At 69.9% G+C, this 13,522-nt stretch carries 9 protein-coding genes; 2 read left to right on the forward strand and 7 right to left on the reverse strand.

Annotation, left to right across the window (positions count from 1 at the left end; all coding sequences use genetic code 11):
• Positions 1–148: 148 nt before the first annotated feature.
• Positions 149–580 (forward strand): DoxX family protein, encoded by a 432-nt coding sequence (locus ACEN9G_RS23965; RefSeq protein ID WP_413344839.1) that lies wholly within the window; start codon positions 149–151, stop codon positions 578–580.
• Here the strand turns inward: ACEN9G_RS23965 and ACEN9G_RS23970 are convergent, their stop codons facing one another.
• The 5 genes from ACEN9G_RS23970 to ACEN9G_RS23990 form a co-directional block, all read right to left on the reverse strand.
• Positions 581–1,498, reverse strand: a complete 918-nt coding sequence (locus ACEN9G_RS23970) for a diguanylate cyclase (protein ID WP_483127060.1) — start codon at positions 1,496–1,498, stop codon at positions 581–583.
• Entirely contained in the window at positions 1,495–4,929 is a 3,435-nt protein-coding gene (locus tag ACEN9G_RS23975) for a hybrid sensor histidine kinase/response regulator (RefSeq protein ID WP_483127061.1), read from the reverse strand. The genes ACEN9G_RS23970 and ACEN9G_RS23975 overlap by 4 nt, the downstream gene beginning before the upstream one ends.
• 3 nt (positions 4,930–4,932) lie before the next feature.
• Entirely contained in the window at positions 4,933–6,303 is a 1,371-nt protein-coding gene (locus tag ACEN9G_RS23980) for an oxygenase MpaB family protein (protein ID WP_483127062.1), read from the reverse strand.
• Positions 6,300–7,175, reverse strand: a complete 876-nt coding sequence (locus tag ACEN9G_RS23985; RefSeq protein WP_413346320.1) for a carotenoid biosynthesis protein — start codon at positions 7,173–7,175, stop codon at positions 6,300–6,302. The genes ACEN9G_RS23980 and ACEN9G_RS23985 overlap by 4 nt, the downstream gene beginning before the upstream one ends.
• A gap of 68 nt (positions 7,176–7,243) precedes the next feature.
• Positions 7,244–9,487, reverse strand: a complete 2,244-nt coding sequence (locus ACEN9G_RS23990; RefSeq protein WP_483127063.1) for a TonB-dependent receptor — start codon at positions 9,485–9,487, stop codon at positions 7,244–7,246.
• A gap of 254 nt (positions 9,488–9,741) precedes the next feature.
• Here ACEN9G_RS23990 and ACEN9G_RS23995 point away from each other — a divergent pair, with 254 nt between their 5' ends.
• On the forward strand, positions 9,742–11,604 hold the full coding sequence (locus ACEN9G_RS23995; RefSeq protein WP_413343815.1) for a glycosyltransferase: 1,863 nt from the start codon (positions 9,742–9,744) through the stop codon (positions 11,602–11,604).
• Positions 11,605–11,611: 7 nt separating this feature from the next.
• Here the strand turns inward: ACEN9G_RS23995 and ACEN9G_RS24000 are convergent, their stop codons facing one another.
• Positions 11,612–12,130 carry a tetratricopeptide repeat protein gene (locus ACEN9G_RS24000; protein ID WP_413343813.1) on the reverse strand — a complete coding sequence of 173 codons (519 nt, stop codon included), beginning with the start codon at positions 12,128–12,130 and terminating at the stop codon, positions 11,612–11,614.
• Between the two features lie 117 nt (positions 12,131–12,247).
• Positions 12,248–13,489 (reverse strand): metal-dependent hydrolase, encoded by a 1,242-nt coding sequence (locus tag ACEN9G_RS24005; RefSeq protein WP_483127064.1) that lies wholly within the window; start codon positions 13,487–13,489, stop codon positions 12,248–12,250.
• Positions 13,490–13,522 lie beyond the last annotated feature (33 nt).

Here is a 13,522-nt window from a genome sequence, read left to right on the forward strand (position 1 = left end):
TTTCTCCGGTGGTATGCTGGTCGGCATATATTGACAGATGCGGCAAGTCGTTGCAACCGGGCAGCAACGCATCCATCCAAAGACGGAGTCGTATTCGCGGGCGCGGGTGTAGATTCGGGCGATCCGTTTCAATCATCAAGGAGTCATCATGACCACACCCGATCTCAACCTCGCCAACGTCCGCGCCGCCGCACCCGCCGACGGCTTCGACCGCACGGTGCGCACCGCGGGCCGCGTGCTCGTCGGCGTGCTGTTCCTGTGGGCCGGTATCGACAAGGTGCAGGGCTGGCAGGGCGCGCTGCAGGAAGTGGTGACCGGCGGCCTGCCGGCGCCGACACTCCTGCTGGCGCTGACCATCCTGCTGCAGGTGGCCGGCGGCGCCGCGATCATCGCGGGGCGGCTGCTGAAACCCGCGTGCTGGGCGCTGGCCGGGTTCACGGCGCTGGCGACCGTGCTGTATCACGGCTTCTGGCACGCGACCGGTGCCGCGCGCCATGCGGAACTGATTCCGTTCATGGAGCACGTGTGCATCGTGGGCGGCCTGCTCGTCGTGTCGACGCTGGAACCCAAGCGCCGTTGATCAGCCGCCGACCGGGTTGCGCCACACGACCCGGTTCCTGCCTTCCTGCTTGGCGCGGTACAGGTGTTCGTCCGCCGCCTCGAACAATTCGGCCGCGCTCTCCGGCCCGTGGCCGCCGAGCGTCGCGCCGCCCACGCTGACCGTCAGCACCGGCGCCACCTGCGACGCCGCATGCGGCATTTCCAGCGCGGCGATCGCGGCGCAGATCTCGTCCACCACGTGGCGCGCGTGGACGATGTCCGTGTCCGGCAGCAGCAGCACCAGTTCCTCGCCGCCGTAGCGCGCCGCCAGGTCGGCCGGGCGGCGCAGGCCGGTCGCCGCCGTGCGCGCGATGGCGCGCAGCGCGCGGTCGCCGGCCGGGTGGCCGTAGTAGTCGTTGTACTGCTTGAAGGCGTCGATGTCGAGCAGGGCCAGCGACAGCGGCCAGCCGTTGCGCTGGGCGCGCTGCCATTCCTGCGCGTACAGCTCGTCGAAGCGGCGCCGGTTCGCCAGTTCCGTCAGGCCGTCCACGTGCGCCAGGCGTTCCAGCATGCGGCGCTGGCGCACGAGCTGCAGGTGCAGCGCCACGCGCGCCATCACGACGGTGGCGTTGAACGGCTTGGCGATGTAGTCGGCGGCACCCAGCTTGAGGCCGTTCGCCTCGTCTTCCGGGCGGTCCAGGCCGGAGATGAAGATCACGGCGATCTGCTCCGTCTGCGGATCGGCGCGCAGCCGGCGCAGCACTTCGTAGCCGTCCAGGTCCGGCATCATCACGTCGAGCAGGATCAGGTCCGGCGCGTGGCGCGTGGCCCGTTCCAGCGCCTGTTCGCCGTTCTTCGCCAGCAGCACCGTGTATTCCGGCTTGAGCAGCTCGGCCAGTACCTGGCGGTTGATCACGTCGTCGTCGGCGATCAGGACTTTTTGCGGTTCCACGTTCACGATGCGGCCTCCACGCGGCTGTCGATGGCGTGCTCCAGCACGTCGAGATGGACCAGCGCGCGCTCGTATTCGATCTCGTCGACGGCCGCGCGGATGGCCGCCAGCGGCGCCGCGTGGCGCGGGTCGGCCAGCGCGGCCTGCACTTCGGCCAGCGCGTCCTCGGCACGCGCGTCATCGGTCTCCAGGAAGCCGCGCAGGCGCGCCAGCAGGGCGCCCGCATCCAGGCCGGTGACGGCCGGCGCCTGGACGGCGTCGATGCGCGCGAGGCCGGACAGCACGCTGTCCAGCGCGACGATCAGGTCCGGCGCCAGCACCGGCACCCGGTCGATACGGCCGGCGCGGAGTTCCTGCTCCAGGCTGCCCGCGAGCGTGGCCAGCGGCATGGCGCCGATGTACGCCGCGCCGGATTTCAGGTTGTGCGACAGGGACTGCAGCGGCGCGTAGTCGCCGTGCGCCAGCGCGTCGCGCATCGCCTGCGGCGCCTGCACGTACTCGCGCAGGAAGCTGGCGATGCGGCGGCGCAGGCGCTGCTGCTGGCCGCCGGCGTTGGCCAGCGCGCGGTTCCAGTCGATGCCGCGCACGAGCGGCAGCGCCGTCGGCGCGGGGGCGGGCACGGGGACTGGCGCTGCGGCCTGCGGCGCCGTGCGGCCTTGCAGGCGTGCCGGCGCGATCCACTTGACGAGCGTGCGCAGCAGCAGGTCCGGGTCGATCGGCTTGACGACGTGGTCGTTCATGCCGGCGGCCAGGCTCTTTTCGCGGTCGCCGGCCATGGCATGCGCCGTCATCGCGACGACCGGCACGTCGGCACAGCCGGGCAGGGCGCGGATCGCGCGGGTGGCCGTGTAGCCGTCCATCTCGTGCATCTGGATGTCCATCAGCACGAGGTCGTAGTCGCCCGCCTTCGCCATGCGCACGGCTTCCTGGCCGCCCGTGGCGACGTCGATCCGCATGCGCGCCACGGCCAGGAAGTCGAGCGCCACCTCGCGGTTGTTGGCGTTGTCGTCGACGAGCAGGATGCGCGCGCCGGCCAGGCGGTCGGCGTCCGGACGGTGGCCGGCGGGCGCGGGCGGCTTGTCCGCCGGCGCGGCCAGGTCGGGGCGCAGCACCTGCAGCAGGCTGTCGTACAGCAGCGCCGGGCCGACGGGCTTGGTGAGGAAACCGTGCAGCGGCAGGTCGCCTTCCTGCTGCAGCACGCCTTCGCGCGTGCAGGCGCTGACCATCAGGATCGCGGGCGGCGCCGCGAAGCGCGCGTCGGCGCGGATGCGGCGGATCGTCTCCACGCCGTCCCAGCCCGGCATCATGTAATCCATCAGCACGACCTGGTACGGGCTGCCTTCCTGCACGGCCTGCGCCAGCCGCGCCAGCGATTCCTCGCCCGACGCGACGGCGTCGGCATGGATGCCGAAGCCGTCCAGCATCTCGACGAGCGCGTCGCGCGCGCCCGCGCTGTCGTCGACGACCATCACGCGCATGCGCTGCAGTTCCGCGCCCGGGGTGGTCGCGGCCGCGGCGTCGGCGTCGGCGATGCCCAGCGGGACCGTGAACGTGAAGCGGCTGCCGACGCCCGGCGTGCTGGTGACGGCGATCGTGCCGCCCATCAGTTCGACGAGCTGCTTCGAGATCGACAGGCCCAGGCCCGTGCCGCCGTATTTGCGGGTGATGGAGTTGTCGGCCTGCGTGAACGACTGGAACAGGCGCGCGAGCTGGTCGGCGTCCATGCCGATGCCGGTGTCGCTGACGGAGAAGCGCAGCACCACGCGGTCTGCCTCGCGTTCGACGACGTCGACGGCGACGACGATCTCGCCGTCCTCGGTGAACTTGACGGCGTTGTTGGTCAGGTTGATCAGCACCTGCCCCAGGCGCAGCGGATCGCCCACGAGGCGGCCCGGCACGCCGCGCGGCACGCAGAACACGAGTTCGACGCGGCGCGCATCCGTCTTGATGGCGGCGATGCTGGCGAGGTGCTCGAGCATGTCGTCGAGGTCGAACGGCACCTTGTCGAGAGTCATGCGGCCGGCCTCGATCTTGGAAAAGTCGAGGATGTCGTTGATGATGCCCAGCAGGTGCTCGCCCGCGCCGAGGATCTTGCCGAGGTAGTTGCGCTGCTTTGGATTCGGATCGGCCATCAGCGCGAGGCGGCTCATGCCGATGATCGCGTTCATCGGCGTGCGGATCTCGTGGCTCATGTTGGCCAGGAATTCCGATTTCATGCGGGTCGCCGCTTCCGCGCGGACCATCGCGTCCTGGATGCTCTTGGTGCGCAGGCCCAGGATGCGCATGAACACGAGCATGTCGAACGTGCCGCCGAACTGCGTCGAATTCAGCGTCCAGTAGGTGGCGTCCATGCCGCCCTTGATCACCTGCGCCTGGACGACGGAACTCATGAAGCTCGCGGCCCAGCCGACGAGGAAGTAGATGCCGACCGTGTCGCCGCGGCGCGCGCGGTTGAACGCGCCGGGGAGGCCCAGCAGCATCGGCATGATGCCCAGCGAGCCGACGACGGCGACCAGGGCCTCGTCGTGGATCAGGCCGAGGCCGAAGGCGATCGCGGCGATCACGCACAGCACGGCGCCCGTCTGCATCAGGCGCGGGAACACGCGGTCGACGCCGGGCCGCGTCAGCGCGGAGCCGACGAACAGGTAGGCGCCGCACGACGTCATCAGGGAGATGATGCCGGTGGCGTTCGCGGTGGCCCACGCGCTGGCGCCCCACAGGTATTCGGCGCCGAGGCCCCACCACGCGATGTTGTACAGGGCCAGGCCGCCGATCAGCAGCGAGTACTTGGCGAACAGGCTCTCGCGCAGGTTGGCCCATTGCGCGAGGCTGTACAGCAGCAGGCACAGGAACAGGCCCGTGAGGATGCCCTGCACGAGGCGGTCGCGCAGCGCCTCCTCGTAGAACACGCCCGGCTTGGCGAAGCTGATCGGGAGGATCTTCGGACCGTTGGTCTCCACGCGCAGCAGCACGTCGTAGCGCTGGCCCGGCTCCAGTTGTAGCAGGAAGGCCGGCACCGGGCCGCCGTGGAAGATCGACGGCCGTTCGCCCGTGCGTTCCGAGCCGGCCTGCGCATGGCGCTCGATGCGGCCGCCGCGCACGAGGTACATGTCGACGCGGTTGAGCAGCCCGAAATCGATCTTCAACGTCCACGCGCCGTCGCTGCCGGGCGCCGGCTGCACGGGCACGCGCACCCAGACGACGCCTTTTTCCATGCCCAGCGTCGCGTACGCCGATTGCGGGGCCGCGAAGCGCCCGGGCGCGGCGACGAGGTCGGCGACGTCGAGGCGGCCGGCGGGATCGCGCACGAGCGTGACGGCGGGCCACGCCTCGACGCGGGGCACGGCGTCGTCCAGCACGAGCGGCGCCGGGGCGGCATGGGCCACGTTCAGCAGGAACAACACGAACAGCGGCGCGAAGCAACGGAATACGGACATCGTTTATCCTTGATGGGCGGCGGGCTTGAGGCGCCCGGTGAAACGGCGTTCGAGGGCATTGACCCAGCGCGGCGCCTTGTCGTCATTGTGCCAGGCGTGGACGGCGTCGCCGACTTCGCCCAGCAGCGTGTCCGGCAGTTTCAGCGGACGGGTCTCGTCCATCAGCAGCTTGACCGTGAGGTTGTAGCCGAGGATGCGCGTGACGAGGCGCGAGATCGAGAACCCCGGGAACACGAGCCGCGCCATGGCATCGACGCCGCGGATGAAGCCGAACACCAGCACGAACAGGCCGCGCGACAGCAGCGACACGCGTTGATCGAGGCCCAGGTCGCGCGAGGACGCCTTGCCGATCAGGTGGCGGGTGAGGAGCACCGGGAACGGTTTCAGGATGCGCGGCGGCAGGTAGCGCTGGATGTTCGCCATCAGCGCGCCGGCCAGCGCCGGGCGCGGGTCGTCCTTGCGCTGCCGGGTGCGCGTCTCCGCCTGGATGGCGGTGAACATGCGCTCCGCGTCCGCCATCGTGTCCGTCATCTGCTCGCGTTCGATGCCGAGCACGGCGCCCAGCACGTTCCAGGCGTGCATGTACGCTTCCTCGTCACCCTGCTCGAGGCGCAGGCCGAGGCGGCGCAGGCCCTGCAGGAACACATAATTAAACGTCAGCAGCGTGTAGCCCAGTTCTTCCTGGTTGCAGGGCAGGCCGAGGCGGTCGATGTCCCAGCCGTGCGCGTACAGCACTTGCGGCATCGTCTTCGCCTGCGTCAGCAACCGGGGCAGCCGGCGCGGCGCCACGAGGGCCTCGGCCACGTCGCCGCGCAGCACGAGGTGGCGGATCATGGCGTGGATCAGGCGCACCTTGATGGCTTGCGCGACGCCGCCGCCGGACGGCGCCGTCAGGCCCCCGCGCATCATGACGGGGAAGATCATGGCGGCGGTGGCGCGCACGCGGTAGTCCGTGTGCTGTTCGAGTTCGCCGGCCGCATGCAGCACGGCCGCGAGGTCCGGCATGATGTAGCACTGGGGCAGGCTCGCGCAGAACAGCAGCGTGCACGACGCCATGCTCATTTCCATGAACAGCACTTCGGCGCGCGCGATCTTCGCGGCGTCGGCCCAGTCGGGCAGCACGCTGGCCTCGACCACGTACGCTTCGAGCGCGGCGGCCATGTCGGGCGGCAGGCCGGGGCTGGCGCGCCAGCCGTCCAGGTCCCCGTTCAACTGCCAGCGCGCGATCTCCCGGTTCAGGAGGCCGATCGTCGCCATGTCCGGACCGCCGGGCTGGCCGGGGCCGAGGATGCGCGCGATGGTGGCGTCGGCCAGCGGGTCGGCGCGCAGCGCCGGGTTGTCGACGAGGCCGGGTTCGAGGACGTCGCGTCTCACGCGGCCTCCTTCAGCGCTTCGGCCGGCACGGCAGCCGTCGGTTCGTCGATGGCCGGACGGGCCAGGATGCCTTGCCGGCGCAGCAGGCCGATGGTCGCCGCGAGCAGCGGGAATCCCATCGCGAACAGCGCGATCGTGCGCGCCTCGACGGGGTAGCCGAGCAGCACCTGGAACACCATCAGGCCGGCGTAGACGCCCAGCGGCACGAACACGTGGCGCATCGTCGGCAGCACTGCGCCTGCGTCTTCCGGCGCCGTGCGTACGCGCGCGAGGCGGCGGAACGCGAACAGGATCGCGAACGACACCGTCATCCAGCCGGCGAAGCCCTGCACCGTCTCGCCGAACCACCAGCCGTCCTTCTCCGTCATGATCCAGGCCTTCAGCACGTAGACCATGTACGGGTCGACGCCGAGGTCGTAGCACGTGACGACCATCGCGCCCAGCAGCGCCATGATCGCGTCGTGGCCCGGCGACGCGGGGCGGTCGACGGGGTCGTGCCACACGATCAGGTTGGCGATCACGTAGCCGACGTACGCCAGCGCGAACCACATCAGCGGGATCACGACCGGGACGTCGCCCAGCGCGGGCCCGAGCACGGGCGTGTACGTGTAGCTGCCGAAGAACCAGCCGTACGACGACCCGAGCTGCTCGGCCAGCCAGCCGACACTCGTGGCGATGGCGACGAGGCGCAGCGCGGCACCGCCGCCCAGCAGGTGGGCGGCGCTGGCCCAGCAGCAGCCGAACATCAGCAGCGAGCTGGCGACGAGGGCGACGGTGGTGTCGCCGCCGATGCGCTTGGCCAGGACGAGGAGGAAGGCCGCCAGCAGCGTGGCGGCAAGGACGGGCAGACGACGGCGCAGCAATGGGGTCATATGAGGCTCCAGGGGCACGACGTAACGGTGAAAATGCGGCCACCGGCGGGCGGCGGCCGCGCTTGAAATCAGAAGCGGTAGTCGAACCGGACGTCGGCCGTGCGCGGTTCGGTCGGCACGGCGAGGCCCGACGAACTGATCGTCATCGGCCGCACCTTGTCCTCCACGTTGCGCACGCGCGCGAGCACGCTCCACGGCGCACCGTCCGGCTCCCAGCCGAGGCGCAGGTCCGATTCCGTGTGGCCGGGTACGCGGAACTTCAGGCCCGCCTGCGGCACGCCCAGCAGGTAGCTGGCGCTCGCGCGCGTGCCCGCGCCGGCCGTCAGCACGCCGCCGTTGATGCGCGTCCGGTGCTCCCAGCCGAGCGACAGCGTGCGCGCCGGCGTGCGGTCCAGCTTGACCCCGGCCCACGAATGCACGCCGTCCGGCAGGTAGCTGGCGTAGTGCGCGTCGAGCAAGGTGAGGGCGTACGTGAAGCGGTCGGCGCTCGTCGCGAGCACCTGGCCATCCGCTTCCAGGCCGCGGATCGACGCCGCGCCCGCATTCGTCGTCTCGTAGCGCGGCCGGCCGTTGATCACGACCTCATTCGACAGCTGCAGGTTGCGGTAGTCGTAGTGGAACACGGCCACGTTGAGTGTCGCGCGGCCGTCCCGGAAGCGGGTCTTCACGCCCGCCTCGTAGGCGCGCACGGTCTCGGGCCGGTACGTGAGGCTGGCGGCCGGCAGCGCGGTGGCGGCGGGGCAGCCGACGCCGTTGCGCGAATCGCCCGCGGCGCAGCCGTCGTTGAAGCCGCCGGCCTTGTAGCCGGTCGCGATCGAGCCGTAGACGAGCGTGGCCGGGGCCAGGTCGTAGTCGAGGCCGAGGCGCCACGTCGTCTTGTCGGTGGAGATGCTGCCGGCGTTCAGTTCGCGCAGGTCGGTGGCCGCGTTGAAGGCCGCGGTGCGCTGGTAGCCGATCGTGCCGGTGCGCGACTTGTCGTCTTCCGTGTAGCGGGCGCCGGCCGTGGCGCGCAGGCCGTCGGCCAGGCGGACCGTCGCCTGCCCGAACACGGCCTTGCTGCGCGCTTCGACCGGGTCGTTGCCGAACACATAGTAGGGCGGCAGGCCGACCGCTTGCAGGTCGCGGAAATAATAGGTGTCGCGCGCCCGTTCGCGGAACCAGTACACGCCGCCCTGGGCGGTCACGGGGCCGGCGCCGTTCGTCGCGAGGCGCAGCTCGTGCGAATCCTGGCTGTACGTGCCGGTGAACGGCTGGCGCACGCCCAGCGCGATCGTCGGCGCCACGCGGTAATAGAAGTTGTACAGGTAATCGTGGTCGAAGCTGCGGTGCGCGCCCAGCCACGACAGGGTCGCGGGGCCGAGGTCCCAGCTCAGGTCCGCCGTCAGGCTGGACGCCTTCTTGCGCGAATAGCCCTGTTCGAAGCGTGTGTTCGGCGGGTTGAAGCGGTAGGTCAGCTGGCGGTCGGTCGAATCGCCGTTCCACACCGGCTGGCCAGTGGCGATGCCGTTATAAAAATTCGAGTCGGGCACCGTGCTGTCGTTGTTGCTGTCGTCGCGGCTCGCCTCGTAGCGGACGAGCAGCGTGGCGTTCTTTGCGAGCGCGAGCCTGGCCGACAGGCGCGCGGCGCGGTCGTCGCGGTCCAGGCCCAGGCCGCGCGGCGTGTTCGAACCGTTCTTCAGGTAAGCGTCGTGCTCGTTCCAGGTGGCGGCGGCGCGCAGCGCGAGCACGTCGTTCACGGGCACGTTGACCATGGCGCCGACCTTGCGCTCGCCCCGGTTGCCGAAGGCGGCGTTGACGTCGCCCTCGAAGCGGCCGACGGGCGCCTTCGTGATCACGTTGACGACGCCGGCCGTCGTGTTGCGGCCGTACAGCGTGCCCTGCGGACCGCGCAGCACTTCGACGCGCTCGACGTCGTACAGCGCCGTGTTCTGGCTCTGCGGCCGCGCGACGTAGACGCCGTCGGCCATGAAGGCGGCCGACGGGTCGCCCTTTTCCGTGACGTCGGCGTTCGAGACGCCGCGGATCGTGATGCGCAGGCCGTCGTACGAATTTTCCAGGTACGTATTCGGCAGGCGCGCGGCGAGGGCGCCGGGCGTGTCGGCGCCGATGGCGTCGAGCTGGCGCGCCGTGAGCACGCTCATCGCCACCGGCGTCTTCGATGCCGGCGCGGCCGTGCGCTGCGCCGTGACGATCACCTCCTGGATGCCGTCGCCCTGTGTCTCCACCTGCGCGCACGCCGGCGCGCTCCATGCGATCGCCGCGATCGACATGGCGAGCAGGTTGGGGGTCAACCGACCCTGCTGATTCTTCATGAACTATCCCAGTTTTTTTATAGTCGTTGCTTGGTGCGCCGTGTCGTTTGCACTGGCGTCGCCTGCCTGCGTGATTTTCGTGAGAGTTTATTGCAGGCGGGTGAAACGGAGGAGTCTATCAGGTAGTGCGAACGGGCAATAGTGCCCAGTAACCACAAAGTGGTGCAATAAGGTTCACAAGTCGTTGTTTCCGGGGCACGCGCACGACTGATCCGGCGCAAACGCGCGCAGCCTCGCCTCCTTATGCTTGTTGCATGACGACGACATCTGTCCAACCCCGCGTGAGCGTGCTGGTGCCGACCTTCGACCAGGCGCACTTCATCGCCCGCGCGCTCGCGAGCCTGCAGGCCCAGACGCTCGACGCGTGGGAGGCCGTCGTGGTGGACGATGGCTCGCGCGACGCCACGGCGGCCGTCGTCGCGCCGTTCCTGGACGATGCGCGCATCCGCTACCTCGCGCTGGACGCGAACGAGGGGCTGGGCCGGGCGTTGAACGTGGCGCTGGACGCGACGACAGCACCGCTCGTCGCCTACCTGCCCGCCGACGACGTGTTCTATCCGCGCCACCTGGAGACGCTGGCGGCGGCGCTCGGGGCGGCGCCGGAGGCGGTGCTGGCGGTGTCCGGCGTGCGCTGGCGCTACAACCGCGAGGCGGAAGGACCCGTTCCCGGCGAGGGCCTGCAGCTCGTCCAGGCGATGCACTGGCGCACGGGCCTGCGCTGGACCGAGCGCGCGGCGCTCGAGTCCGACGACCTCGACCGCCTGTACTGGTCGCGCCTGCAGGCGCTGGGCGCCAGCGTGGGGACGGGCGTCGTGACCTGCGAATGGGTCGACCACCCGCGCCAGCGCCACAAGCTGATGCGCGAACCGGCAGGCGGGATCAACCCGTTCCGCCGCCACTACCGCGTGCGCGCGCCGCTGCGCTTCCACACGCGCAGCGGCAATGCTATCGACGAGGTCGCGCTGTACCGCCGCCTGCGCGAGCGTCCGCCCACACCGCGCGCAGCGGACGGCCTCACGATCCTGCTCGTGGGCGAACTGGCGTACAACGCGGAACGGGTACTGGCGCTGGAAGAGCAGGGGCACACGCTGTACGGCCTGTGGACGGACACGCCATACTGGTTCAACACGGTGGGGCCACTGCCGTTCGGCCACGTCGAGGACCTGCCCCGCGACGACTGGCGCGCGGCGCTGCGAAGGCTGCGTCCCGACGTGATCTACGCGCAGCTGAACTGGCAGGCCGTGCCGTTCTGCCACGACGTCCTGCTCGCAAGCAGCGGCATCCCGTTCGTCTGGCATTTCAAGGAAGGGCCGTTCATCTGCCTGGAACAGGGCACATGGCCGCAGCTGCTCGACCTGTACCGCATGGCGGACGGCCGCATCTTCAGCAGTCCCGAGGCGCGCGACTGGTTCGAGCTGGCGGCGCCGGGCCTGGTGCGCACGCGTCCGTGCCACGTGCTCGATGGCGACCTGCCCAGGCGCGACTGGTTCGACGGCCCCGTGGCACCGCCGCTGTCCGCCGCCGACGGCGACGTGCACACTGTAGTGCCGGGCCGCCCGATCGGGCTGCATCCGCCCACCGTGGCAGCGCTGGCGGCGGCCGGCATCCACCTGCATTTCTACGGCGACTACACGCACGGCCAATGGCGCGAGTGGATCGCAAAGACGCAGGCGCTGGCGCCGCACCACCTGCACCTGCACGGCAATGTGGCGCAGGACCGCTGGGTCGAGGAATTCTCGCGCTACGACGCCGGTTGGCTCCATTGCTTCGCGAGCCGCAACGGCGGCGACCTGTGCCGCGCGGACTGGGACGACCTGAACCTGCCGGCCCGCATCGCCACATTGGCGGCGGCCGGCCTGCCGCTGATCCAGCGCGACAATGGCGATGCCGTCGTGGCCGCGCAAGCGCTGGCGCGCCGGCTCGGCGTCGGCGTCTTTTATGACGACATCGACTCACTGGCGGCGCAACTGCGCAACCGTCTGCACATGGACGCACTGCGCGCGCACATGTGGGCGCAGCGCGAGCAGTTCTGGTTCGATACGCACGTGCCGGCGCTCGTCGCGTTTTTCCGGCAAGTCATCGCCAATGCGGGCCGCGGGCCGCGGGTGGCGGGCTAGGCGGCGCTCATGGCGATGCGTGATCCAGGCGTTCGAGGTAGCCGGCGGCTTCGTTCACACCTTCCTCGGCCGCCTTGTGGAGCCATGTCCGCGCTTCGGCGATATTTTTCTGGATGCCGTATCCCTCCGCCAGGGCCACGCCATAGTGATAGCGGGCCAGGCTCGGATAGCTCGATCCGTCGTCCAGCTGGGCCGCCCGGCGCATCAGCGCCGTCGATTGTGCGGCGTCCTGCCGGATGCCGATGCCGGTTTCGTACATCTGCGCAAGGCCGATCATGGAAAACACGTCGTTCCAGCGCCGGATGCAGTCTTCGAAGATCTGGATGGCGGCCGCGTGGTCGCCTGTCTTGTTCGCCGCATAGCCGTACAGGCATTTGATGCGCTTGTCGCTTGTCACGTAGGACCGATAGCTCAGTTCGCTTTCGGCGGACTTGATGTCGGTTGCGCCATCGCCTGGCGGCCGGGCATGCGCCGCCGTGCCGTAAAGGGTGGCGCAGCATACGGTCGAGATAAGTAACGTTCGCATCGGATCTCCCTGGTTGTGAAGGTGGTTGATCCTCGAGCAATATCCGGGCCACATGTTGGCCGCCAGCGAGCGCGACGATGTGTCACGTTATGGCACATTCTTGTGCCCCCGCTGTGTTCAAGGCTGCCGCAACAGGTCCGCGCGCGGATAGCCCCAGTCCGGCATGGGACGGGGGCAGGGCGTATCTGCGAGGTGGGCATAGGCCAGCGTCGAGAAATTGGCGCTGCCCAGCGGGCTCCAGCGCGCATCCGTCGCCGTCGTGCCGTCGATGGCCGGCGCGCGGGCGAACCGCATCCAGGCGTTGAAGTGGCAATTGTTCTGTTGCAGGTCGTGAAGTCGCGCAAGGCTGTCACGAGCGTCCCCTTGCCAGGCCAGTTGCGCATCGGCGCCGGCGGCACGGCCCGCGATCCCGGCCGGGCAGGACGCGACCGGCGTGATGCCCGGTGCGACGCTGAGCTGGCCGCGGCGCAGGTGATAGCTGCCGTGCGCGGCATCGGTGGCCACCGTCACGAACGACCAGCACAGCGGATTGGCGGGATAGGCGGACAGGGCCGTATCGAGCAGGCGCTCGCCCGGATCGAGGCGGGCGATGGCGGCAGCGACCGTGTCCCGGGCCGTGTGCATGGCCGCCGCCTGGACGAGGACGAAGGCGAGCGCCGCGGCCAGCCCGGCAGCCAGTGCGGTGCGGCCACGGTCGCCGCCGGCTCGCCGCGCCCGCCAGCGTGCAATCCACGCCAGGGTGCCGCCGAGGGCCAGCAGCCCGGCCAGCGAACCCCATTGCAGGAACCCGGCGAACGTGACGGCGACGGGCACGCCGACCAGCAGGGCCAGCAGCAGTCCGCGCCATACCGGTCCCCTCGCCATGAGGGCGAGCGGGATGCCGAACGCGATCCAGAACACGGGTTCGACGATGAAGATGAGGTCGCCGTAATACCAGCGCGCATCGAACGGCCAGAATGGATGCACGCCGTAGACGTTGAGTCCGTCCATCGAGATGTGCAGCACCATGCCCACGCAGGCCATCAGGAGCGCCGCGAACCGGGCGCGCGGGCTGGTGCGCAGCAGTCCGCGCGCCGCCGGCCACAGCAGCCAGACCAGGCCCAGCAACAAGGCAACTTCGCCGAGTGCCGCCAGCAATGTGTGCGTATGGCCGCGGTGATGCAACAGATAGCCCAGCGGTGCCTCGAGCAGCTTCGTGAGCACGAGGTCCAGGTCGGGGAAATTGCTGGCGAGGCAGCCGATGGTGAGGAGCAGGCGCGTGCGGACGCGCTGCGCGTCGGATGCGGGCTCGGCAGGCACGCTGCGGTCGATCAGCGCGCCGATGCCGAGGCCGACGACGGAGTGGGTGAGATTATCCATCCTGCAATCTTACCCAAACCGCAAGCTGGCGGA

It is taken from the genome of Massilia sp. Masssp94 (genome assembly GCF_059491305.1).

Bases quoted from the DNA above. Each gene is read 5' to 3' on its own strand.
- ACEN9G_RS23965 (WP_413344839.1), top strand. From the start codon at position 149: ATGACCACACCCGATCTCAACCTCGCCAACGTCCGCGCCGCCGCACCC.
- ACEN9G_RS23975 (WP_483127061.1), bottom strand. From the start codon at position 4,929: ATGTCCGTATTCCGTTGCTTCGCGCCGCTGTTCGTGTTGTTCCTGCTG.
- ACEN9G_RS23985 (WP_413346320.1), bottom strand. From the start codon at position 7,175: ATGACCCCATTGCTGCGCCGTCGTCTGCCCGTCCTTGCCGCCACGCTG.
- ACEN9G_RS23990 (WP_483127063.1), bottom strand. From the start codon at position 9,487: ATGAAGAATCAGCAGGGTCGGTTGACCCCCAACCTGCTCGCCATGTCG.
- ACEN9G_RS23995 (WP_413343815.1), top strand. From the start codon at position 9,742: ATGACGACGACATCTGTCCAACCCCGCGTGAGCGTGCTGGTGCCGACC.
- ACEN9G_RS24000 (WP_413343813.1), bottom strand. From the start codon at position 12,130: ATGCGAACGTTACTTATCTCGACCGTATGCTGCGCCACCCTTTACGGC.
- ACEN9G_RS24005 (WP_483127064.1), bottom strand. From the start codon at position 13,489: ATGGATAATCTCACCCACTCCGTCGTCGGCCTCGGCATCGGCGCGCTG.